Below are 23,400 nucleotides of genomic sequence, written 5' to 3' on the forward strand. Positions count from 1 at the left end.
TCGCGCGGACGGCCCCGACCAGGCGTCTCGGATGCCGATGCTGCCGCCATCGCGCGGGATTCCGTTGAACCGATATGCGATGTGTCTTCGTCTTGCGCTCGCACCGACGCCCTTCTTAGCCTCGGGAGTGGACGCAATGTCGTCATATGAAATCACTCCTGCGTCGATCGGACGCTACTGTCCCAGAAGGATCTAGATGACGACTGTTGAAACCACGGCCGCGCCCGGCTCGGCTCTGCGCGTGGCACTGCGCACTGCTCACTCCCGGTCGCTCGCAGACCTCGGACTCAATGCGATCGGTCGCGCCCGCTTCGGGTGGCGCGATCGGTCGATCGGCTCGGTGGTCGAACGCGCGGGTGGGCGGTATTGGCTGCGCGTCGTCTGGTCTGCCAGAGATCGGGCGCGTGGTTCCTGGTGGACCGGCAATCGGGACGCCTCGCAGATCGACGGGGTTGCGAAGCCGCGCCTGCTCGAGGTGCGGGCGTGGGAGGAAGGGCCACTCGTGTATCGCGCCGAACTCATGACCCTGCTGCCCGGGCGAATGTGCGCGACGGACGCCGTGCTCGCAGGAGCGCCTGCGCTCGACGAGTCGTGGTGGGGAGAGCTGGAGCGCAACCTCGAAGCCCTGTCGGATGCGAGGACGGATCGGATGGTGCTCGACCCTGAGATCATGCGCCGGCGGATCAGCGTCTTCTTCGGCATCGAGATGCACATCGACTCGGACGATTGGGTGCCGAGCCACGGCGACCTGCACTGGAACAACATCCACCGCGATCCGTTCGCGATCGCCGACTGGGAGGCGTGGGGCCTCGCGCCGCGCGGTTACGACGCCGCGTTTCTGCTCGGTCATTCGCTGGCAGTGCCGCACGTCGCCGATCAGATCGCCCGACGCTTCCGGCGCGACCTGGAGTCGGAAGGCGGCATCGTGTCGCAGCTGTACGTGATGACGAAACTGCTGACCCGTGCCGACGCAGGGGAGCACGAGCATCTCGTCCCCGCGCTTCACCGCCATGTGGGGCGCCTTCTCGGCACCAGGGTCCCCCCGGGGCGACGGTCGTCGTCGAGCGCCACCTGAATCGCCTCCGCGGGCGGAAACCGAGCTCTGACCTCGCAATTCCTCGTCCTGAATGGAAAATATTGCAGCACATTTGATGGATATATAGCCTCATATGAGGACGCACTGATGCCGGAAAGGCATCCCGACATTTCTGGGGAGAAATGCACATCAGCACGAGTGAGGCATCGCGGAAGAGCCACGAACCGGAGCTCGTCGGGGCACGGGCGCTCCGTGAATGGATCACCGGTGAGCAGGAGCAGTACTCGCGGGTGTTCCTCGTCGAGAGCGGCGCCTCAGCGGAGACAGTCGCCGCGGTGGCCCGCGAAGACGACGCGGTTCTGCTGCACGCGCAGAGCGGCCCCTATGACGGACCGGCCCATGCCTTTCGCTTCACGGGTGCGTTGAGTGAGGTCGGTGACGAGCTGTTCTTCGGCGAACGCGGCGTCGAGCTCCAGGACTACGTCGCTGCGGCGTTCGTGCAGATCATCGGACCCACAACGGTGGGCTTCTTCGATGAGACCGGTTGGCAGTCGTTTCTCGACGACGCCGATCTCGCTCGTCGCACGGGAGTCTTCCCGTCGTCATTGATCGACCCGCGGGTGCTGCTCGCGAACCGCCGCGCACTTGCGGCACCGGGCGAACTCGCGACTCCGAGCGCGATCAGGGCGGGCTCGGACGGTCGGATCAGCGTCGGTCTGCAGGGCGAGGTCATCGGCGAGGTCGACGAGCTGGCGACCGTGATCGAGTCCCGCTTCCCTCGGGCTGTGGCGCTAGGAGGCATGGTGCCCAGCCAGGCACTCATCGAGGGCCTGACCGGCCGCGGCTGGATCGGTCGCTATCTGCACGCGACGGACCTCATCAAGATGCTCCGCTTGGCGAACGGCGTCGAGAAGATCTCGGGATTCGGCTGGTCGTTCGTCGATGATGCCCGCGCAGACGCCGAACCGTCGGCCTCGGATCCGTTCCTGCTCGAGACCTCAGACGGTTTCGTGCTCGCCGACGTGACGACGATGCGTCGGCAGCTGCTGTCGCCGATGACAGCCAAGGTCGTCGATGCCACTCAGACCTCGAGCGCACCTGAGATCGCGGTCGATCGATTGGCGCGGGAGTGCGGCTTGTCCGAGTCTGACGCGAACGCCCTGTGCCGCGACGCTGCCACCGCACTCAACATCCATTTCGGCACACGGGCCCACGCGTCACGCCACACGGCTTCGGGCAGCGGGCGATGAGTGCTCCGCACGCGTTGTGGACGTCGATGCTCCCCGCAGACGCCACCTTCATGCAAGAACGGGTCGCCGTCAGGGCCGCCGGAAATCGCATCGAGTTCGCGGACGGATCCACACGCCTCAGCGCGACGAGCGGACTGTGGAACGTTCCTCTCGGTTTCGGAAATCGTGCGGTCGCTGACGCCGTCAGCAGAGCGACGCACGACGCCTCGTACCTGACCCTGTTCCGCGCACCGCATCGATACGCCGAGGTCGCGGCCGAAGCGCTGATCGAACTCGCCGACCCCAGCCGGTACAGCCGTGTCATCTTCTGCACGTCGGGCGGGGCAGCGAACGACTCCGCGATGAAACTCGCACGGCAGTACTGGGCGCAGCAAGGAGCCGCGTCGCGGTCGCTGGTCGTGGGTCTGAAAGGCAGCTATCACGGCACGATGTACGGCAGCCACGCACTGAGCGGAGACGACCTCCTGCAAGCCGTCTACTCCCTCGACCGGAGGTCGGTGCGGCATGTGTCTCACAGCGATGACGGAGAGGAGTTGGAGGCGCTGCTGAAGCGGGAAGGCTCCAGGGTCGCGTCAGTGGTCGTGGAGCCCGTCCTGGGCAGCGGCGCGCACCCGTTGTCCGACGCTTTCATATCCCGGATCCTCGACCTGCGAGAGGAGTACGGGTTCCTGATCGTCGCGGACGAGGTCGCGACGGGCTTCGGACGCACCGGCACGATGTTCGCCACAGATGAGTGGGCTGCCCCGCCAGACGTGCTCGTTCTGTCGAAAGCGCTGACGAACGGCGCAACGGGCGCCGCTGCGCTGCTGGTGGGCGCTCGCGTGGCGTCCGAGTTCGTGCGCGGCGGCTGGACCTTCGTCCATGGCGAGACGCAGGCGGGGACGCCGGCGTGTGCGGCTGCCATCGTCGCGGTGATCGAAGAGCTGCGCCGTATCGACGTGGAGTCGACCACGCGAGCGCTGGCGGCAGACCTGTGGCACCTGGCGGCTCGGCTGAAGTCCGACGGGGTCGTCGCTGAGGTGACAGGACGCGGTTGCTTCGTGGGGCTGACCCTTCGCAACCAGGATGCGAGTCAGCTCACCGGCGCCGAGGTTCTCCGTGTCGTGGCCGCCATCGCGGAGCACGGTGTGCTCGTGCAGCCCGGCCCCAGCGCCATCGAACTGATGCCGGCATACGGGTTCAGCACGACTGAACTTCTCGAGATCGATTCGGCTGTGCGCGCCGGCGTCGCGCAGGTGCAGGAGCATCAGCGTGAGCTCTGAGTTCGCCGGTCGGGTTCCGACGCTCTGGCACGGGCGCGGCATCACGCGGCAGACGACCGCGCGGCTCACCGCCGATCGCGAGACCCTCGTGATCGCGGATTCGTCGGTCGCGACACGCGTCGTCGACCGTTCGGCCAGAACCATCGAGGTGGACGCTCACTCCATGACCGTCGCAGTTGTCGTCGGGATAGCGGAGGAGATCGCTCGTCGGCCCCCGAGCGTGATCGTGGCCGTCGGCGGCGGGAGCATTCTCGATGCCACCAAGATCGCATCGCTCTCGCTCGCCCCGGGGCGAATCTTCGACTTCGCCATCGAACGCGCGTCGAGGTCGGCGTTGACCTTTCTGCCGGATGCCCCGCCGGCCGTGGACGTCGTGGCCGTGCCCACGACGCTCGGTACCTCGTCGGAGACGAACAGCGTCGGCATCCTCAAGCACGAAAGCGGTTATCGGCTCATCGTCGGGCGCTCCCTGAGACCCCGACACGCCATCATCGATCCCTGCAATCTGATGACCCTCACGCCGGCCTCGGTCAGGGAGGGCGCACTCGAGGCGTTCCTCCGTCTCGCAGGCGCATCCACGAGCTCACGGCGAAGCGCCAGAGGGCGACGCGACGCGGTCGTGATCGGAGGCGCCCTTCTCGAAACGGCCTCCGGCGAGGTGAATGCCGCCGCCTCACGCCTGCGTCTCGCCCGTCTGAGCGCGGCGACCCAGCGCAGCGGGGCGCTGAGAGGGCAGGATCCCTACAGCGCCCGCCACTGGTATGTGGCCAACGAAGTCGCCTTCGCTCTGGAGGTTCGCAAGATGGTCGCCACGGTTGCGGTCATCGCGGCGGTCTGGCGTCGAGTGTGCTCGGGAGACCCCCGGTGGGGAGATCGCGAGAGCCTCGAAGAGTTCTGGACGGGTGTAGCCGGGCGGGTGGCACTGCCCCTCGACCCGCCAGGGGGTATCGCCGCGCTCATCGACCGCTGGGGGATCCCGACTCCGCCACGGCCCACCGCCCAGACGATCCATCGCATTTCCGCTGCCGCGGAAACGGCGTGGGGAAACCGCTACCCGATGCTCGCGGGGCTCTTCGCGGACGACTTCTGCGATCTGCTCCGTGATTCCTACTGGAGCGAAGGAGGTGAATGAGATGAACGAAAGCGTGCACACGAGTGTCCAGTTCCAAGAGCTGGAGGCAATGGATGCCCCCAGTTGGGAGAGCTTCTATCAGGGCGCGATCAGTGCGCTCGTGCTGATCGGGATCGGCGCTGCCGCAGCGACGTGATCCTGTCGAGCAGACAAGACGAAAGGGGAGGGAGGTGAGTATGCACGCAGCAATGCCGACCCTCGAGTTCACCGAACTGGAGGCCATGGAGGCGCCGGATGACGCCCTTGATTGGACCCGCGGATTCGCCGTCGGCGTGATCATCGGGATCATCGCGCTGACATAGAAACCGCCTTCGCAAGGCATACCGAGGAGGTAGTAGATGCAGACGGAGTCGCTCGAGTTCGTGGAGCTCGACCACATCGATGCACCACTCGAATGGTGGGAGCACGCGAGCTACATCATCGCCATCATCGGCGGTGCGGCAGCGATCGCGACCTGACCGAAGGGGTGCGGGTGGGTTCGACGCGCCCGCACCCCGTTTTCCCCGCTGAGAGGTGATGCGTGAATGTCCAGTTCTCTTACTGAAGCCGTAGTGGCGAGGCTCCGCACGGTCGGAGCGGTGCCCAAGGAGCAGGATCTGTATTCGGGTGCCGGTACTGATTTCTACGACCGGCTGGTCGGGTCCGACCGTGCGGAGATCAGAGAGATGCTCGCGCTCGCGAGAGAAACCGAAGGACCGATCCTCGATGTGGCGGCGGGGAGCGGAAGGTTGACCGTCCCGCTGGTCAGATCGGGCAAGCGGGTGACCGCGATCGATCTTTCCGACGACATGCTCTCCCGTCTGCGTCGAACGCTGCCGGACCACGCGATGCTCGAGTGCGTCGTCGCGGACATGCGCGACTTCTCGCTGCCGCAGCAGTTCGGGCTCGTGATCATCGGAGCGACCTCCATCACGTTGCTCGATCGTGTGGGGAGGTCCCTCCTCTACGCCACCGTGCGACGCCACCTCACAGCTCACGGCGTCTTCGCCTTCACGGTTGCCGGAAACGCCTCCGCGGAGAGCTTCTCGGTGTCGACAGACTGCGAGATCGAGGTCCCCGGTCCTGACGGCGCGGAGACCTATGTGTTCTCTCAGCAGGTGGAAGAGGATGGCGCGGCGCGCATCGTCAACTGGGTTCGCGTCGCCGACCTGGTGGAGGGCGGCGACGTGACAGTTCTCACGAGCCGCCTGAGAGTGCTCGACCACGAGATCCTCTCGCGAGAGCTCGTTCACGCGGGGTTCGCCGTTCCGGCCGTCTCTCCCGTTCGGACGCTCGGTGGAGAGGACATCGTTCTGCTCACCACGACATTCGCGGGGCACTCGGGGGCGAGGGATGACGATGCCTCCCGGTAGCCTCCCTCGACGCCGACAGTCTCACTCGGTGGAAGACGCGCTCAGTGCCGACGCGCGCCCTCGCCTCGCCTCCGGCGTCGACTTCGAACAGGCGGCCGAAGACGGGACGTGGATCGCGATGATCCACGGTGTGCCGTCATCGAGGGTATCTCGAGCGGTCGTCGACCTGATGCGAGCGATGAACGGCGAAACGCCGCTGCAGGATCTGCACCGGCGCTTCGCCCCTTCCGAGTCGTGGGAGCACTTTCTGCAACTGGCTCAGCGCTTCGACACCTGTGGGCTCCTCGAGGGCGGCGAGAAGCTCCCACCCGGCCGCCTGGTCTATCGGCCCCCATTCACTCTGCAGATCGCGACGCTTCGCGCACCCGCCATCTTCGGTCGTCTGGACCGACTGATCGTCCCGCTCCCACGCCGAGCGATGCAGGTGTCCGCTGCGGTGCTGATCTGTCTGGGACTTCTCGCCGCAGCTGCTCAGGCGAAGGAGCTGTGGGACGCCCTCACCTCGCCGGTGCCGCTCATCGCACTGGTGTATCTCGTCGGAGCGCTCTCGCTCATGACCTTGCTCCACGAGGGCGCCCACGGACTCTCGCTCACGAGGTTCGGAGGCAGACCGCGCCGGGCGGGCTTCATGCTCTTCTACCTGAGTCCCGCGTTCTTCGTGGACGTGACGGACGGATGGCGGCTCCCCGAACGCCGCCAGCGCGTCGCGATCGCGCTGGCAGGGCCTGCGGTGCACGCTGTCGTCGGCGCGATCGCGCTTCTCGCGGCTCTCATGCTTCGCCACCCCTTGATCCACCAGGCCGTGCTGCTCGTCGCCGTCTCCTGCGGCGCCATCGTTCTCCTGAATCTGATCCCCTTCGTGCGGTTCGACGGGTACATCGCGCTCATGAGCGCTCTGGACGAGCCGAACCTCCGGGGTCGCGCGATCCTCGACGGCTCGAACTTCCTGACCGGTCTGCTGTTCGGAGCTCAGCGGATGACCAAGACCCTGAACACGTGGTGGAGTGTGCCGTTCGGTCTCGCGAGTCTCGTCACCCCGGTCGTGCTGGTGGTCTTCGCCGTCGCACGCATAGCTCGAGCGCTTGCCGGCGGTGGACCGGTCCTCGGCGTGCTCGTCGTCGCGCTCGAGGCCGTCGTCGCGCTCGCCGGCGTCGTGCTTCTCAGCAAGGCCCTTCGTCGCGTGCTGCGGTCGGGTGTCGCGCGGCTCCGTTTCTGTTCCGTCGTCACCGCACTGGTAACGGGCATCGTGATCGCCGGGGCCGTGATTCCGGTGCCGGTGACCGCCACGTTCGGATTCGTCGCACACGGCGACCGTGTGATCCTTCTGCATGCCGGCGATACAGCAGCGGCAGTCGAGACAGACGTGCCTGAGGGTGCGCGTGTGGTCCTGATGAGCAACGGCATCCTCGCGAATGAGCAGGTCGGCGAAGGAACTGTCATGTCGCGGGAGCCGGAACCGACGAGGGTGCCGCTCGAGGCCCTGTTCCCGATCACGGCGGACGGTGCGACGGTCGCCGCAGTGATCATCGCCGGGGTGGACGTGATCGGGGAGAGCCGCTCCCTGCCTGCGACCGGGCAGGCGCGAGTCGAACTCGGTGTGAGAAGTCTGTGGCAGACGCTCTGGGTGACCGGTGTGGAGATGCCACTGTCATCTCTTCAGAGCGGAGAGGTGGGAAAGGAATGAGCATGAACGACCACGCGATCGAGGTTCGAGGACTCACGAAGAAGTACGGAGATCGGGCCGCAGTCGAAGAGCTGTCGTTCGCCGTGCCGTACGGGTCGATCGTGGGTCTTCTGGGGCCGAACGGCGCAGGCAAATCGACGACGCTGCGAACGATCGTCGGCCTGCTGAAGCCGACGATGGGCGACAGCCTCATCGACGGCAGGCCGTTCTCGGAGCTCGACAACCCCGCGTCTCACGTCGGCGTCCACATGGACGGCTTCGGATTCGAGGGCGGCATCACGGCCAGGCGGCATCTGGAGATCTGCCGGCTCGCGGCCGGGGCGCCTCGTGGCCGAGTCGACGAGGTGCTCGAGGAGGTCGGTCTCGCGGCAGATGCCCGTCGCCGCGTGAAGACCTTCTCGACCGGGATGACCCAGCGACTCGGGCTGGCTGCTGCCCTCATCGGCTCGCCACGGACACTCATCCTGGACGAGCCGGCCAACGGGCTCGATCCCGACGGCATCCGCTGGCTCCGCAGATTCCTGCGCGGCTATTCGGAACGCGGCGGCACCGTCCTGATCGCCAGCCACCAGCTCGCTGAGCTCGAGCAGGTCGTCGACGAGGTCGTCGTCATCAAGCGGCGCGCGCTCTTCGCCGGGAGGCTCGGCGACCTCGTGACGAGCGACGCCGACTCGCTCGAGAGCAAGTACTTCGATCTCGTTGAAGGAGCATCCGCATGAAGGACACCGTCCGAAGCGAAGCCCTGCGCTCGGTGAGCGGGTCGTCCATCCTGGCGGTCTACCTGGTGGCCGTCCTGATGCCCGTCTTCGTGCTGTTCTCGGACGGTTCGCGCTTCGACCTCGCCGGCCTCGCTCCTGCGACGGCCACCGCCCTGCTTCTGGAGCCGCTCGCCTGGTCGGCCATCTCCGCGGCGTTCGTCGGCGCCTACGGCGTCACCCGCGAGTGCTACTACGGCTCGATGGACAGAACGCTCACCGGGGTCGGGTTCGCTCGTGCCTTCTCGGGGAAGATCGTCGCCGGTGCCGTCGTCGCGGTCGCGCTGTCGCTCTGCATCTTCGTGGTCTGGACGGTGGGCGTCTCCGTCTTCCTGGCTCGGAACGGATCGACGCTCGCGCTCACCGGCAGCGCGTGGCGCATCTACGCGGGTGCGCTCGTCGGGGTGGTTCTCGGCGCATCCATCGGTGGGGCCATCGGCTGGATCACCAGGAACTACTACGTGACCGCAGCGATCATCCTCGTCCTTCCCATGGTCGTGGAGTTCGCCCTGCTGCGCACTGCGCCGGAGCTGGCGAAGTTCTCGCCCGGGCTGGTTCTGGCCGCGCTGGGCGTTCCCGGATACCAGGACCGACTGCTCGAGTTCGGTCCCGCCCTCTGCCTCGCGCTCGCGTGGGCTGTCGTGCTGGTCGCCGCAGCATGGGGCATGGGGCGAAGGAAGGTCGCGTGATCGGCCGGGCCCTCCGAGCTCACGCCCGCGGCTTCGCGCGCGATGTCGTGCTGTTCTGGGTGACGGTGGCAGGGCTCGTGCTGTCGCTTTCGGTGGCGACGAACATCCCGCCGGAACTCGCGGATGCACCGCCTGACGTCCGAGCCGCTTTCGCGGCGCCGTACGAAGCGGTGCTCGCGACCTATGGAGCAGTTCTCGCGGCCGCCTACGGTTCTTTCCGATACACCGTCGACAGGCGAGACGGCGTCGTCGCTCAGCGTCTGATGCTGCAGCCTCGGTGGGCGACTCTTCTCGTCAGGGTGCCTGCCTCCGCCGTCGGCGGAGCGATCGTGGCTCTCGGTGGAGCCGTCGGCGGACACGCAGCGCTGTCGGTGGCCATGGGGGGTCTTCCGCTGGAGTGGTCCTCGCTCGGATCGACCCTGAGTCTCGGCGCACTGGCCGGACTCTGGGGGCTGGGGGTGGGAATCGTCGTGCAGGCCCATCTCGTCGCGCTGTTCGTTGCTCCGATGTCCATGAGCGTGGCGGTTCTCGTGGTGATCTTCTGGAGATCCGGCGCTGTCTACCTCCCTCTCCTCGCGATGCTCGAAGCCTTGCGGTTCGATGTCTCCGCGCTCGGCATCCTGCCGGACGAGGGGATCGACAGCCAGACGGCTGGGCTGGTGACGGCCGCCTGGGTGCTGGGGGCGCTGGTCGCTGCGGGGCTGTCGTTCATGAACCGAGATGTGAAGTAGCAGTCTCGAGCCGCCCTGCGAGGGCGGGCGGTCAGGTGGCCGACGTAAAATCGCCGGGTGGCAACACCCAAGATCGTTCTCTTCTATGTCTTCACCCCGCTCGCCGATCCGGACGCGATCCGGGTGTGGCAGCGCGACCTCGGCGAAGCGCTCGGGCTGCGTGGACGGCTCCTGATCTCGAAGGACGGAGTCAACGGCACTCTCGGCGGTGACCTGCCGGCGCTCAAGAAATGGGCGCGTTCATTCCGGTCCTATGCTCCGTTCTCGGACGCGGACATCAAGTGGAGCGAGGGCACCGGCGTCGACGCCGATGGTCGCAGTCTCGACTTTCCCAAGCTGAGCGTCAAAGTGCGCGACGAGATCGTGTCGTTCGGAGCGCCGGGCGAGCTGCGCGTCGATGAGCAGGGCGTCGTCGGCGGCGGCACCCGACTCACCCCTGAGGAACTGCACGACCTCGTGGGCGAGCGGGGCGACGACGTCGTCTTCTTCGATGGCCGCAACGCGCTCGAAGCGCAGATCGGCCGCTTCCGGGGAGCCGTCGTTCCCGACACGGAGACCACACGCGACTTCGTGCAGCTGCTCGACTCCGGCGCTTTCGACGACCTCAAGGGCAAGCCGGTCGTCACCTACTGCACAGGCGGCATCCGCTGTGAGGTGCTCTCCAGCCTGATGACCGCGCGCGGATTCGGCGAGGTGTACCAGCTCGAAGGCGGCATCGTCCGCTACGGCGAGCAGTACGGCGACGACGGCCTGTGGGAGGGCTCGCTCTACGTGTTCGACAAGCGCGGATCCGTCGACTTCACGGATCACGCGGCCGTCATCGGCGAGTGCGCCGGCTGCGGCACGGCGACCAAGCGCACGGCGAACTGCCCCGATCTCGCGTGCCGCACCCAGTTCGTGGTCTGCGAATCGTGCGACACCGTGCGCTGCGACCTGCACGCGGCCTGATCTCATCGCGTGCGCCCTCGCCGGGCCGCGACGCGCGAGCTCAGGTGAGCAGCGGCACGTCGGTGCGTCGGCTCGCGAAGAGCGATCGCGGAAGCAGGAACGCGTGCAGTCTCGTCCACCTGTCGACACTGCGGCGCAGCTGAGCCGTCACCTCGACGAGAGCCGCGTCGAGATCTCGCGTCGCGCTGGCCGAGGGGCGCGCGTAGCTGGCGTGCTCGACCGCTTCGACGAGCACCCGCATGGCGTCGGCATCCACCCGGCTGTCCCTGATGAGATCGTCGCCGCGCATGCGCGGCGTCTCGGCATCCGACAGCGGCAGGCGGAGATCCTGCATGGTCGCCCGGAGTTCGGTCCAGGCCGCCCCTGCGTCACCGCCTCGTGCGCGTCCGCGCCGGGCGATGCGCAGTGCGAGACGAGCGAATGCGGGCAGCAGCAGCACCACCAGCACGCCGAGCGTCGTCAGCACGACAGGGGTCGGGTCCAGTCGCCGGAGCTCTCCGGTCGCCCCGGCGTTGTCGCCCGCGTCTTCACGCTCGAGCTCGGGCCCCGACGTCTGCTCGGTGCTGGGGGCGGCGGTCGGAGCCGGTGTGGCAGCACCGCCCGAACCGCCGCCTGCGGTCGCCGCCGCGGAGAAGGACGTGGGCACCCCGAGCGAGGCGGTCGGCTCGAAGGGCACCCATCCGACACCGGGGAAGAGGACCTCGGGCCACGAGTGCAGCTGGTCGCTGGAAACCGAGTACACGGCTTCGTCGCCGCGCGTGGTCTCCGTCAGGGCGCCGGGCAGGTAGCCGACGACGATGCGCACCTCCATGTCGAGGCTCTCCGCCATGAGCGCGAACGCGCCGGCGAAGTGGATGCAGTACCCCGACTTCACATCGAGAAACCGCGCGACCGCGTCCGCGCCGGTGCCGTCGAAACCCTCATCGACCGGCGTCTCCAGGGAGTAGGAGAACTGACTGCGGAACCACGACTGCAGCGCGATCAGCCGGTCGTAGTCGTTCGTGGCGTCAGCGGTGACGCCTGCCGCCGTCTCGCCGATGACCTCAGGCAGCTCGACGGGCTCCGTGCCGGGATCGACGATCGGTGCAGCGGCGGGCAGCGCGCGAATCTGCTCGAGGGTCGGTGACACCTCGAGCGACCGCACCGTGTAGTCGTTGCCGACGGCATCCGCGCTGCGAGATGCCAGAGTGCGGTTCTCCGGGCTCACCCTCCAGGTCGAGGGGAGACCCTGCACGCTCGTGGCGGGGTAGGGCACCGGAAGCCAGGAACTCGACATCCGGATCACCCTGATGGAGGTGTTCTGGTCGGTGGTCGCGATGTCGTCCGTCCACTCGGCGGGGCCGAATCCCTCGCTCTGCGCCTGCAGGTCGCCGCGATCCGGCTCCCACACACGTCCGTTGAACGTCGACAGTGTCGTGAGTCGCAGGTAGGGCGCCGTGTCCGCCGTCGTCGCCAACGTGAGCACCTCGACCGGGTTCGGCTGGCGCAGGTCATCGCCGAGCCGCAGTGACGCATCGACCGTGACGCCCGTGCCCGTGCCCGCGAGGCTCGCCGACACCGGCAGGACCGGTGCGACGATCACGGTCGCCGCGAGCGCCGCGACGCCGACGCCCGCAGCCACCGCCACCGATGTGCGTCGGGGCGATTCGGGGTTCTGAGCCGCCGTGTACCCCAGCAGGGCGAGGATCAGGATGCCGAGAATCACGAACCAGACGACGTTGACTCCGCCGAGGGTGACGATCATCGGCACGGATCCGACGACGGCCGTGAGAAGGCTGGCGAGGATCGCTCCGCGCTGTGCGACCAGCTGGTCGAGCAGGATGGCGACGATGCCGAAGCCCACGCCCATCACGGCTTCGAGTCCGGGGGAGGCGGCGATCGGCGCAGAGCCGAACGTGATCTCCTCCCACGCCGCGGCCGCGAGCGCCTGGAATGTGAACAAGGTCGCGTCGGTGGGGATGAGGCCGAACACCGCGGTGTCGCCGGCGACGAGCAGGGTCACGGTGCCCATCACCGCCACGATCTGCACGGCGATGGTGACGAGGTCGCGCGCCCAGGTCGGACGGCCGCGCATCAGAGTGCGCGACGCCATGCCGGTGAGCGCGGTGACGACGACCACCGCCAGGACCGCGAACGACCACGTGCCGGGCTCGATGACCGACGTGAACGGCCACATCGCGACGAGCCCGGCGGCCGCGGCCAGCACCGACGGCACGACCGTGCCGGCCGGCAGCTCGTGTTCGCGGTGCCACGAGAGGCGGGATCCGCGCTCGGCCTTTCGCTCAGCTCGTGACATCGGTCGCTCCCCGCTGCTCGGCGGGGCCGCCGATGCGGTCGGGCAGCACGTCTTCCCACGCCTCTGCGACATCGTCGCCCAGTCGCGCGAAACGCCAGCCGTGCTGCTCGGCTGCCGCTGCGGCACCGCGCTGCGGCGCGGTCGCGAACAGCATCGGGGCCGCGGCACCGGAGGGACGCAGCAGGGCGGCATCCTCTTCGTCGATCTCGCCCGTGATGTAGACGAGCGGGCCGGGCGGGGTGCCGCCGACCAGGGTCATGATGTCGCGTGCGTCCCCGCGCGGGCCGACCAGCGCGAGGGCGACGAGCAGACCGTCGCGGTCGTCTTCATGACCGCGCAGGGTGCCCAGGAGCGCGCCGCTGCTGTCGATCACGTCGACGCCGTATCCCTCCTGCACGAGGTGCACGGCGACGGAGGCGCACATCGACACGGCGGTCTCGAACGCTCGATCCTCGTCGTCGCCCGGGCGCGCCCAGCGCGCCGCGCTTCGGTCGAGGATCACGAGCGCGTCGGGGCTCGACTCCTCCTCTTCCTGGCGCACCATCAGCTGCCCGCGGTGCGCGGTCGCCCTCCAATGGATGCGACGCATCGAGTCGCCGGGAATGTAGCGGCGCGGCGACAGATTGTCGCTGCCCTGCCCGAGTCGGCTCGACGAGGTGTGCGCTGTGCCGCCGGCGGCGCCGACCTTGACGGTCAGCGGCGCGAGTGTGAACACCTCGGGCACGACCGTCACGGAGCGGGTCTCGCCGAATGCCTGCTCGCGCTGGGCGAGGCCGAACGGATCGACCGTTCGCAGCACCAGTGGACCGATCGGCCATACACCGCGCCGCACACCGGTGATCAGGTAGCTCAGCTGGCCGGTCTCCGACGGGTACTCGCCGGCCGAATCGCCGGTGACCGCGGGCGGGAGCACATCGCGCCAGAGACCTCGCGGCACGCGCAGGGCGCGCAGCGTGAAGCGCAGCGTGACGCGAGAGGTCTCCGAGACCGTCAGCAGGTCGGTCGAGATCTGACGAGTGACCGTACCCGCACGGCGCGGCACCCGCACGACGAGCACCGAGAAGGCGGTGAGCGCGAGCAGGAGGACGCCGATGTAGAGCAGGATCGGCGCGCCGACCATGTTCGCCGCTACCAGGCAGCCGAGACCGGAGAGGAGCGCACCCGTGCCCCGAAGGGTGAGGGTTCGACGGTGTGGCATGGCGAGCTGAGGGTCAGGAGCGCGCCGTCACGGGCACCCGCACGCGCTCGACGATCTGTCGCAGGGCCGCTTCTACGGGCTGGGCGCCCGCACGGTGCGCCCCACGGGCCGGAAGAAGACGGTGCGCAAGAACAGGGACGATCAGCGCCGTCACGTCGTCGGGGATCACGAAGTCGCGTCCATCGAGCGCCGCCCAGACCTTCGCGGCCCGGATCAGCTGCAGGGTCGCCCTCGGACTCGCGCCGAGGTGCAGGTTGGGGTCGGCGCGGGTCGCCTGGGCGAGAGCGACCGTGTACTCCTCGAGCGCCGGGGCGACGTGCACCGAGCGAGCCCAGGCGATCAGCCCCGAGACCGACCCCGCGTTCGCGACGGCTCGCACCGCGGCGAGCGGGTTCACCGTGTCGCGCTGGCGGAGCATGAGGGCTTCGGCCGCCGCGTCGGGGTAGCCCATCGAGATGCGCATCATGAAGCGGTCGCGCTGAGCTTCGGGCAGCGCGTAGGTGCCCTCCATCTCGAGAGGATTCTGGGTCGCCACGACCAGGAAGGGGTTGGGAAGCATGTGCGTCGATCCGTCGACGGTCACCTGCCCCTCTTCCATGGCTTCGAGCAGCGCGGACTGCGTCTTCGGAGAAGAGCGGTTGATCTCGTCGGCGATCACGATGTGCGCGAACACCGCGCCGCGCTTGAACTCGAACTCCCGGTCGACGGGGTTGTAGACGCTCACGCCCGTCACATCACCGGGGAGGAGGTCGGGGGTGAACTGGATGCGGCGCACAGTGGCATCCACGCTCGCGGCCAGCGCGCGCGCCAGCACCGTCTTGCCGACTCCCGGTACGTCTTCGATCAGCAGGTGGCCCTCGGCGAGCAGGCACACGAGAGCGCTCCGCACGGCATCCGGCTTTCCGTCGATGACCCGTCCGACAGACTCGACGATGGCAGACGTCTGCGCGGCGAACTGCTCGGCATCGACGACGGCCGGGGTCAGGGGCGGGTTCTCTGGCATGCGTTCCCTCTCGCGTGAGCGCTGCGGTGCGCGTGATCTGATCGTAACCCGGCTGTCTACGGATGGGGTGGGAACCGTGCTCCGATCCGGGTCCGGGGCGCGGTGCGGTCCGCGACGCGACCGTCAGCCCCAGACACGGGCGCGGGGCTCCGCGGCGTCGAGTCGATAGTCGGCGCTGCGGGCGATCCGCAGCAGCGCGAGCCCCTCGACTCCGGTGAGCTCGTGCAGCGTGCAGGTGCCGATCAGCGCCTGCCAGTGCTCGCGGAAGCGTTCGGCGTCACCGCGACGGCGAGCGATCAGCCGAGGCACCGCGAGCAGAGTGCGTCCGGGCGAGAGGCGATCGGCGAGCCGCTCGAGCAGTCGCAGACGTGGCAGGCCGGCGGAGTCGATGCGCAGCAGGAAACGCGGAGTGCGCACCGGCGCGAAGAGCTCCTCGACGGCGTCTGCGATCATCCGCGCGTCGTGGGCTGAGCCTCCCATCTCGATGCGGATCCGGGTCGGATCCGCATCGTCCGGTCGTGCCACGATCATGGTGTCGTCGACGGGGCCGATCCGGTTCGCGTCGTGCAGGGTTCGGGCGACGGCGATCGCCGCCGCCCGGTAGATCCCGGCGGGTCGCCGGCTGTCGCGCAGCAGCCGCGCGAGCATCCGCAGTGATGAGACCGCGGCAGCGGCGACGCCACCGCCGAGCGCGAGCGCGGTCCACAGCAGCGGCGTGACATCGGCTCCCCACGCGATGAGCACGCCGACGAGGCCGCCGACTCCGGCCGTTCCGGCGACGAAGGATCCCACCGCGCCGGCACCCGCTGCCTGCGCAGTGCGCAGCAGCGGTGCGCGCGGGGCGCGACGCACCGCCACGACCTCACGTTCGCGCGGTTCATATCGCTCGCCGATCCGCCACTCGCTCCTGGTGCTGCTCCGGGTCGGCCACTGTTCGCGCAGCAGTGCGTCGAGATCGCCGATGGAGGTGGACGTGTCCTTGTCGAGTACTCGCTCCCATGCCTCGGCGACCGCGGTGGGGAGCGCGTGGCCGAGTCCGCTCACGATCCGACCGTCGCCGTCGGCGCTCAGACCCCACAGGTGCGAATGACGGCGGCGCAGTCGAGCCGGTTCAGACGAGTCGTCGAGGTCGACATCCGAGGGGATCAGGCAGACGACCGACCAGTTGTGCGCGACCTTCTCCGGCCAGTCCGGATCCAGCCGCAGGGTGCGGCCCCGAAGCTGCTGTGTGCCCGATGAGGTGGCCACGGTGGTGAGGTCGATCAGGGTGTTGACGGCCGGGCAGTCCCAGCCTTCGCCCAGAAGGCCGCGGGTGCCGACGAGCAGCCGCACGTCGCCTCGGCGGATCAGTTCCGACACCGCGCCGACGAGACGTCCGCTTCCGACGCCCCGCACCTCGAGATCGCGCACGGGCCCGATGCCCGCGGCGACCTCGACGGGTTCGCCGATCAGCTCGGCCAGCGCCCCGGCGAGGTCGACCGCATCGTCGGCGCGGACGCGCAGGTGCCCGGAGGTGAGCAGCACGGGCCGGAGCGCCGCGGTGGCGTCGTCGACGGCGAGCAGATCGAACGCGCGCAAGGCCCCGGCCGGCGCGTCGCCGGACAGGCCCCGGTTGTTGCCGTGCTCGACGAAGTCGGTGACGACGACGGCGCGGATGCGGTCGCCGTCGCCGCCGTCGAGCTCTCGGCGGAGGATCTCGACGGCCGCATGATCCTTCGCCGCCGAGAATGCCAGGGTGCTCTCGACCGGGTTGCGGCCCCGACGGATGCCTCGGTCGGTGAGGGAGTAGCCGAAGTCGGCGAGAGAGCGTCGGACGTACTCCCACTGCCGTGCGGCGGCGGGGTCCGACAGCAGTCGCACCTGGGCGAAGCGCGAGAGCACCGTGAGCAGGTCGTCGGTGGTGCAGCGCTCGAGCAGCATCGGCGGGATCGCGGCGACGAGCGGATGCCGTGGTGCGACCTCGCGCAGCACGACAGCGCATGATCGCGTGAGAGGGAAGTCTGTCGAGAACGCGCGGTCGACGCGTGTGAGCGGAGTTGCCTCATCGTCGGGGTCATCTGTCGGTTGCAGCTGATGTTCGAGGTACGACACCGCGTCGGGAGTCGACAGCACCCGGGTGATCATGTCGTGGAGCAGGGCCTCGCGACGACGGATGAATCCGGCCTCTGCGGGCGTGGGCTCGGTGAACATCACGTGGTCGCGATAGGGGGCCAGATGGCCCTCCTTCACCACGGCGGGGGTCGGCACCTCGTAGTCGACCTCGCCGAGCAGCTGGCTGTAGTTCTCGAACTCGGTCTCGTCGTCGGGAGACGGAAGGGTCGCGGTCAGGCCGATCAGCAGCGGCTCGACGCCACTTTCGCGGATGCGACCGACGAGGTACGCGACCACGATGGCCCAGTGATCGAGGAGGTGATGGCATTCGTCGAGCACGACCGTGCGCACACCCGCGGCCACGAGACGATCGATGAGGGCGACGGCGTTCGGATGCAGCACGCGGGCGAGTTCGGAGGGCCGTCGCCTCGCGAAGTGCGAGCGCAGGCGCCGGGAGCGGGTGCGGATGCCGGAGCGGTACCTCCCCGGGTTGTCGATCGCGAGTTCGGCGAGCCACGTCGCCGCATCCGCCTCCACGCGCCCGCTCGCCGTGAGCTCCTCCAGCCACACCGAGCGGGCGAGATCGTCGAACGGCGACCCGTCTCCGGTCACGCTGAGCAGCTGATAGGTCAGCGCCGTGAGGTCGCCGATCCGCTCAGGGTCGTCCGAGACGGCCGCGGCCTGCGGCGCCAGCGCCCCAGCGGTGCGCACCCACTGCTGGCGGATCGTCACCGTCGGCGAGAGCACGAGGGTGCGATGGCCTTCGCGTGCGGCGAGCAGCAGGCCGAGCAGGGTCTTCCCGGCGCCGGGCGGGGCGACGATGTGCAGCGGACCCGCTCCTCCCGGTGCGAGACGCTCGAGGACCTCGGCCTGGTAGGTGCGAAGTGTGCCCGGAAAGCGCCACGTCGACAGGGGAGCGGCGGTGACGGGATCCATGACCTGCCCAGTCTGTCAAAGAGCGGGTGCCGACATCGGCTAGACTTGTCGACGGCTCTCCGCGTGGCGGCATCCAGGCCAATTCCCCCAGGGCGGAAACGCAGCAAGGGTAACCGGGCTCTGCTGGGTGCGCGGAGGGTCACTTTCTTTTTGTCAGCGTCCTCCGGGCCAGTCCTGACAGGATCGTGACGTGACAGGGCCAGATGTGATCAGCACCGCCGATTCCCCGCGCTCCAGTGCTCTCGGTCGTTTCGCAGCGCCGCTTCTGCTCGTCGCCCTGATGTGGGCTGTGCAGCTCGTCGACGCGGTCCTCCCCGGCTCTTTCACGGGCTTCGGGCTCCGGTCGTGGGATCTCTCGGGCCTCGGCGGCATCGTCGTCGGTCCTCTTCTGCATGCGGATTGGGCGCACCTGATCGGCAACACCGTGCCGCTTCTCGTGCTCGGCTGCCTCGTCGCGGTCGAGGGCGCACGCCGGTTCTGGACCGTCACCGCGTTCGCCGCCGTGATCGGCGGCCTCGGCACGTGGCTCGTGAACTCCCCGGGGGCGTTGACGGTCGGGGCGTCGGGCCTCGTCTTCGGATACTTCGGATACACCGTGATGCGGGTCTTCGCGCCGGGAAGAGTGGCACACCGCGTTCTCTACGCGATCGTCGCGCTCATCGTCATCGGCCTCTACGGCGGATCCATGCTCGCGGGCGTCGTCGGCGTGCGCGAGGGCATCTCGTGGCAGGCGCATCTGTTCGGCGCGATCGGCGGCGGCCTCGCCGCGTTCGTCGGCAGAGGCAGCACCACGACCCGAGGCTCATGAGCACGACCAGGAGCACCCGAGGCGCCGCGACTCGCAAGAAACCGGTCGGAAAGAAGCCCGGAAAGAAGCCGGCCGGCAGAAAGCCGACAGCCAGGAAGTCGGCGAGAGGGAAGGCGCCGACCCGTCTGAGCTCGCGCACGCGCCGTGCGTCGCCGCGTCGTCGAGCGCAGCAGCGGATGCGCCGAGCGAAGCTGCTGCGTCGCATCGCGTTGTCCGTCGCGGCCGTGATCGTCGTCGCGCTCGCCGTGGTGCTGATCCCGCTGGGGCTCGCTCACGAGAAGCCGCTGGCGATCTGCATCACCGATCCGACCACTTTCCCCGAGTCTGGCGTCGCGGGGTGGCAGGGCGAGCAGCTCGAGAATGCCGCGACCATCATGCAGACGGCGACCGCGCTCGGCTTCGGTCGCGACGGCCAGATCCTCGGAGTGATGACGGCGATGGGCGAGAGCAGCCTGAACAACATCGACTACGGAGACTGGGAGACGATCGGGTTCACCAACCCCGACGGCAGCCGGACGACGAGCATCGGACTCTTCCAGCAGCAGCACTGGTGGGGGTCGGCCGAGCAGCGCATGGACCCGGCGACCGCCGCGACGCTGTTCTACGAGCGTCTCGCGAGGGTGCCCGACTGGCAGTCGATGGACCCCTCGCTCGCGATCCACCGGGTGCAGATCAACGTCGACCCCACCTACTACACGCGCTACGCGTCGGATGCCGCGGCCGTGGTCGACGCTCTCTCCGCGCCCTGCTGAGCGATTTCGCACGGCTGTCAACCCAGCGAGATCATGAGGTCGTGCACCTAGGGTGGAGCTGTGGCGCAGAGCATATACATCACCTCGGCCGAAGGCCATACAGGCAAGTCGACCATCGCCCTCGGTGTGCTCGATGCGCTCATGCGCGTCACGCCCCGGGTGGGCGTCTTCCGTCCGATAGCGCGGTCGGTCACCGAGCGCGACGACGTGCTCGAGCTGCTGCTCGCGCACGACGGAGTGCACCTCGACTACGAGGACTGCATCGGCGTGACCTATGACGATGTGCGTGACGACCCCGACCGGGCGCTCTCGACGATCGTCGCTCGGTTCAAGGCCGTCGAGGCGCAGTGCGACGCCGTGGTCATCATCGGCAGCGACTACACCGATGTCGCCAGCCCCGCAGAGCTCGGGTACAACGCCCGGATCGCCGCGAACCTGGCAGCGCCCGTGCTGCTCGTGCTGAGCGGTCGCGATCAGCAGCGTCAGGCCGAGCAGCTGGGAACCACCACCGCCCGCACTCCCGCCGCGGTCGGGCAGATCGGGGCGCTCGCGCTCTCCGAACTCGAGGTCGAGCGCGCCGAGCTGTTCGCGGTGATCGTGAATCGAGCCGACCCCGAGCAGCTCGACGGGATCGAGGAGGCGGTCGCAGCGGTGCGTCCGCAGAAGACCACGCCCGTCTGGGCGATCCCCGAGGACCGCACGCTGGTGGCGCCGTCGATCGACGGCATCCTCGCGGCCGTCGACGGCCGGCTCATCAAGGGCGACCCTGATCGTCTCGGCCGCGAGGCCCTGACGATCGTGGTCGCGGGCATGTCGATGGTCAATGTGCTTCCCCGGCTCACGGAGGAGTCGGTGGTGGTGATCCCCGCCGACCGCACCGAGGTGCTGCTGGCGACGCTTCTCGCCGATGCCTCCGGCACGTTCCCGCGGGTCGCGGGCATCATCCTCAACGGCCCTTTCCCTCTTCCCGAGCCGATCGTGCAGCTGCTCGACGGCTTCACCTCGACCGTGCCGATCATCGCGACGGACCTCGGCACCTACGACACCGCGGTGCGCGTGATGGGAGCGCGGGGTCGCATCTCTCCCGAGTCCCGCGGCCGCTACGATCGCGCGCTGGGGCTCTTCCAGACCCACGTCGACATCGCCGAGCTCACCACCCAGCTGGGGCTCGCCGAGTCGCGCGTCGTGACTCCGCTGATGTTCGAGTACGGACTCATCGAGCGCGCACGCTCCGACCGTCGGCGCATCGTGCTGCCGGAGGGCGATGACGATCGCATCCTCCGCGCGGCCGCCACTCTGCTGGCGCGCGAGGTCGCGGACCTCACGATCCTCGGCGACGAGTCGGCGATCCGGGCGCGCGCCGTCGAGCTCGGCGTCGACATCTCGGCGGCACAGGTGATCAGCCCGACCGATCCCGAGATGGTCGAGCGCTTCGCGACGGAGTATGCGCGGCTGCGGGCGCACAAGGGCATCACGCTGGCACAGGCGGCCGACACCGTCACCGACGTCTCGTACTTCGGAACGATGATGGTGCACCTCGGGCTCGCCGACGGCATGGTCTCGGGCGCCGCCCACACGACAGCACACACCATCCGTCCGTCGTTCGAGATCATCAAGACGAAGCCGGGAGTCACCGTCGTCTCGAGCGTCTTCCTCATGGCGCTCGCCGACCGCGTGCTCGTGTACGGCGACTGCGCGGTGATCCCGGATCCGACCAGCGAGCAGCTGGCCGACATCGCGATCTCGTCTGCGGCGACCGCGCAGCAGTTCGGCATCGAGCCCCGCATCGCGATGCTGTCGTACTCGACCGGCGAATCGGGGTCGGGCGCCGACGTCGACAAGGTCCGCGCGGCCACCGCCCTCGTGCACGAGCGCGCCCCGGAGCTGCTCGTCGAGGGACCGATCCAGTACGACGCCGCCGCAGACGCCGCGGTGGCGAAGGCGAAGCTCCCCGACTCCGCGGTGGCCGGCCGCGCGACCGTCTTCGTCTTCCCCGACCTCAACACCGGCAACAACACCTACAAGGCCGTGCAGCGCTCGGCGGGCGCCGTCGCGATCGGCCCGGTGCTGCAGGGACTCAACAAGCCGATCAACGATCTGTCGCGCGGTGCGCTGGTCGACGACATCGTCAACACCGTGGCGATCACCGCCATCCAGGCGCAGTCCGAAGGAGCGGCGGCGTGAGCGCGATCCTCGTCATCAACAGCGGGTCCTCGTCGCTCAAGTACAGCCTGATCGACATCGAGAACGAGAACGAGCTCGCCGCGGGGCTCATCGAGCGGATCGGTCAGGACCTCAGCGCGGTCCGGCACACGATCCGTCCGGACACCACTGCGGATGCGGTCGTGGCGATGCTCGACGCCTCATACGACTCCGAGCGCCCCGTCGCCGATCACGGCGCGGCCTTCACGGTGATGCTCGAGCAGTTCGCCGAGCACGGTCCGTTGCTCGACGAGCATCCTCCGGTCGCGGTCGGGCACCGCGTGGTGCACGGCGGGGCGCGGTTCTATGCGCCGACGCTCGTGACTCGGAACGTCGAGGAGCAGATCGAGGAGCTCTCGGTGCTCGCCCCGCTGCACAACCCGGCGAACCTGGCCGGCATCGTCGCGGCGAAGGCGGTGTTCTCCGGCGTCCCGCACGTCGCCGTGTTCGACACGGCCTTCCACCAGACCCTCCCTCCGGCCGCCTACACGTACGCGATCGACGCCGAGCTCGCCGCCGAGCACCGGGTGCGTCGATACGGATTCCACGGCACGAGCCACCAGTTCGTGAGCGAATCGGCCGCCGCGTTCCTCCGACGCGACCTCGGCACACTGCGGCAGATCGTCTTCCACCTCGGCAACGGCGCATCGGTGACCGCGATCGACGGTGGACGATCGGTCGAGACGTCGATGGGGCTGACGCCGCTCGAAGGACTCGTGATGGGAACCCGCTCGGGAGACCTCGACCCCGCGGCGCTGGTGCATCTGTCGCGGAGAGCCGGATATTCGATCGACGATCTCGACGTGCTCCTGAACTCGCGCAGCGGCCTGAAGGGGCTCGCAGGGCACAGCGACATGCGCGACATCCTCGCCGGCAGGGATGCCGGAGACGCGGCGGCGACGCTCGCGTTCGACGTCTACATCCACCGCCTGCGCGCCTACGCGGGGTCGTACATCGCCCAGCTCGGCGGTGTCGACGTGATCTCCTTCACCGCGGGGGTCGGCGAGAACGCGGCCGTCGTGCGCGCAGAGGCGATGGCCACGCTCGGATTCGCCGGCGTCGAGATCGATCAGGGGCGCAACACCGCGCGGCAGCGCGGCATCCGACGGATCTCCACCGACGACTCGCGGGTCACCGTGCTCGTCGTGCCCACCGACGAGGAGCTCGAGATCGCGAGACAGACCTCTCGCCTGCTCTGATCGACACGCCTCGGGGGTTACCGCCCGGCGCCGGGCCGCACTACGCTTGCACAGTGGCACGGAGAGGTGCCGGAAC

At 68.7% G+C, this 23,400-nt stretch carries 21 protein-coding genes and 1 other RNA gene; 18 read left to right on the plus strand and 4 right to left on the minus strand.

Annotated elements, in window-relative coordinates; genetic code table 11:
- Positions 1-196 precede the first annotated feature (196 nt).
- The 13 genes from MRBLMI13_RS14430 to MRBLMI13_RS14490 all read left to right on the plus strand — a co-directional run bounded on the left by MRBLMI13_RS14430 (position 197) and on the right by MRBLMI13_RS14490 (position 10,839).
- Positions 197-1,075 (plus strand): hypothetical protein, encoded by an 879-nt coding sequence (locus MRBLMI13_RS14430; RefSeq protein ID WP_367823595.1) that lies wholly within the window; start codon positions 197-199, stop codon positions 1,073-1,075.
- Between the two features lie 143 nt (positions 1,076-1,218).
- Positions 1,219-2,286 (plus strand): daptide biosynthesis RiPP recognition protein, encoded by a 1,068-nt coding sequence (mpaB, locus tag MRBLMI13_RS14435; protein ID WP_367823593.1) that lies wholly within the window; start codon positions 1,219-1,221, stop codon positions 2,284-2,286.
- Entirely contained in the window at positions 2,283-3,548 is a 1,266-nt protein-coding gene (gene mpaD / locus MRBLMI13_RS14440) for a daptide-type RiPP biosynthesis aminotransferase (RefSeq protein WP_367823591.1), read from the plus strand. Before mpaB ends, mpaD begins: the two co-directional genes overlap by 4 nt.
- Positions 3,538-4,680, plus strand: a complete 1,143-nt coding sequence (mpaC, locus tag MRBLMI13_RS14445; protein ID WP_367823589.1) for a daptide-type RiPP biosynthesis dehydogenase — start codon at positions 3,538-3,540, stop codon at positions 4,678-4,680. Before mpaD ends, mpaC begins: the two co-directional genes overlap by 11 nt.
- A 1-nt stretch (position 4,681) precedes the next feature.
- Positions 4,682-4,816, plus strand: a complete 135-nt coding sequence (mpaA1, locus tag MRBLMI13_RS14450) for an MpaA1 family daptide-type RiPP (protein ID WP_367823587.1) — start codon at positions 4,682-4,684, stop codon at positions 4,814-4,816.
- 40 nt (positions 4,817-4,856) lie between these two features.
- On the plus strand, positions 4,857-4,982 hold the full coding sequence (mpaA2, locus tag MRBLMI13_RS14455; protein WP_258184265.1) for an MpaA2 family daptide-type RiPP: 126 nt from the start codon (positions 4,857-4,859) through the stop codon (positions 4,980-4,982).
- A 36-nt stretch (positions 4,983-5,018) separates the two neighbouring features.
- A complete protein-coding gene (gene mpaA3 / locus MRBLMI13_RS14460; protein WP_309690458.1) occupies positions 5,019-5,138 on the plus strand; it encodes an MpaA3 family daptide-type RiPP in 120 nt (39 codons plus the stop codon).
- A gap of 66 nt (positions 5,139-5,204) precedes the next feature.
- On the plus strand, positions 5,205-6,032 hold the full coding sequence (mpaM, locus tag MRBLMI13_RS14465; RefSeq protein ID WP_367825040.1) for a daptide-type RiPP biosynthesis methyltransferase: 828 nt from the start codon (positions 5,205-5,207) through the stop codon (positions 6,030-6,032).
- A gap of 28 nt (positions 6,033-6,060) precedes the next feature.
- The gene (mpaP, locus tag MRBLMI13_RS14470) at positions 6,061-7,716 is read left to right on the plus strand and encodes a daptide biosynthesis intramembrane metalloprotease (RefSeq protein WP_367823583.1); all 1,656 of its coding nucleotides are present in this window, start codon (positions 6,061-6,063) and stop codon (positions 7,714-7,716) included.
- Between the two features lie 2 nt (positions 7,717-7,718).
- On the plus strand, positions 7,719-8,435 hold the full coding sequence (locus MRBLMI13_RS14475) for an ATP-binding cassette domain-containing protein (protein ID WP_309690452.1): 717 nt from the start codon (positions 7,719-7,721) through the stop codon (positions 8,433-8,435).
- Positions 8,432-9,160, plus strand: a complete 729-nt coding sequence (locus MRBLMI13_RS14480) for a hypothetical protein (protein WP_042539611.1) — start codon at positions 8,432-8,434, stop codon at positions 9,158-9,160. The genes MRBLMI13_RS14475 and MRBLMI13_RS14480 overlap by 4 nt, the downstream gene beginning before the upstream one ends.
- Entirely contained in the window at positions 9,157-9,891 is a 735-nt protein-coding gene (locus MRBLMI13_RS14485; protein ID WP_367823580.1) for a hypothetical protein, read from the plus strand. The genes MRBLMI13_RS14480 and MRBLMI13_RS14485 overlap by 4 nt, the downstream gene beginning before the upstream one ends.
- A gap of 57 nt (positions 9,892-9,948) precedes the next feature.
- A complete protein-coding gene (locus MRBLMI13_RS14490) occupies positions 9,949-10,839 on the plus strand; it encodes a rhodanese-related sulfurtransferase (RefSeq protein ID WP_042539616.1) in 891 nt (296 codons plus the stop codon).
- 40 nt (positions 10,840-10,879) lie between these two features.
- Here the strand turns inward: MRBLMI13_RS14490 and MRBLMI13_RS14495 are convergent, their stop codons facing one another.
- From MRBLMI13_RS14495 to MRBLMI13_RS14510, 4 genes are all read right to left on the minus strand, one after another.
- A complete protein-coding gene (locus tag MRBLMI13_RS14495) occupies positions 10,880-13,135 on the minus strand; it encodes a transglutaminaseTgpA domain-containing protein (protein ID WP_367823578.1) in 2,256 nt (751 codons plus the stop codon).
- Positions 13,122-14,333: a DUF58 domain-containing protein gene (locus tag MRBLMI13_RS14500; protein WP_367823576.1), complete on the minus strand. Its 1,212-nt coding sequence runs from the start codon at positions 14,331-14,333 to the stop codon at positions 13,122-13,124. The genes MRBLMI13_RS14495 and MRBLMI13_RS14500 overlap by 14 nt, the downstream gene beginning before the upstream one ends.
- A 13-nt stretch (positions 14,334-14,346) precedes the next feature.
- Positions 14,347-15,336 (minus strand): AAA family ATPase, encoded by a 990-nt coding sequence (locus tag MRBLMI13_RS14505; RefSeq protein WP_042539622.1) that lies wholly within the window; start codon positions 15,334-15,336, stop codon positions 14,347-14,349.
- Between the two features lie 123 nt (positions 15,337-15,459).
- The gene (locus MRBLMI13_RS14510) at positions 15,460-18,363 is read right to left on the minus strand and encodes a hypothetical protein (RefSeq protein ID WP_367823574.1); all 2,904 of its coding nucleotides are present in this window, start codon (positions 18,361-18,363) and stop codon (positions 15,460-15,462) included.
- Positions 18,364-18,413: 50 nt separating this feature from the next.
- Between MRBLMI13_RS14510 and ffs the strand changes: the two genes are divergently transcribed.
- From ffs to MRBLMI13_RS14535, 5 genes are all read left to right on the plus strand, one after another.
- Positions 18,414-18,510: signal recognition particle sRNA small type (gene ffs / locus MRBLMI13_RS14515), an RNA gene on the plus strand.
- 43 nt (positions 18,511-18,553) lie between these two features.
- Positions 18,554-19,171 (plus strand): rhomboid family intramembrane serine protease, encoded by a 618-nt coding sequence (locus MRBLMI13_RS14520; RefSeq protein WP_367823572.1) that lies wholly within the window; start codon positions 18,554-18,556, stop codon positions 19,169-19,171.
- On the plus strand, positions 19,168-19,923 hold the full coding sequence (locus MRBLMI13_RS14525) for a hypothetical protein (protein WP_367823570.1): 756 nt from the start codon (positions 19,168-19,170) through the stop codon (positions 19,921-19,923). Before MRBLMI13_RS14520 ends, MRBLMI13_RS14525 begins: the two co-directional genes overlap by 4 nt.
- Positions 19,924-19,983: 60 nt before the next feature.
- A complete protein-coding gene (gene pta / locus MRBLMI13_RS14530) occupies positions 19,984-22,107 on the plus strand; it encodes a phosphate acetyltransferase (RefSeq protein ID WP_367823568.1) in 2,124 nt (707 codons plus the stop codon).
- On the plus strand, positions 22,104-23,324 hold the full coding sequence (locus tag MRBLMI13_RS14535; protein ID WP_367823566.1) for an acetate/propionate family kinase: 1,221 nt from the start codon (positions 22,104-22,106) through the stop codon (positions 23,322-23,324). Before pta ends, MRBLMI13_RS14535 begins: the two co-directional genes overlap by 4 nt.
- Positions 23,325-23,400: the final 76 nt, after the last annotated feature.

The organism is Microbacterium sp. LMI13-1-1.1, assembly GCF_040815625.1.
GTDB lineage: Bacteria > Actinomycetota > Actinomycetes > Actinomycetales > Microbacteriaceae > Microbacterium > Microbacterium forte.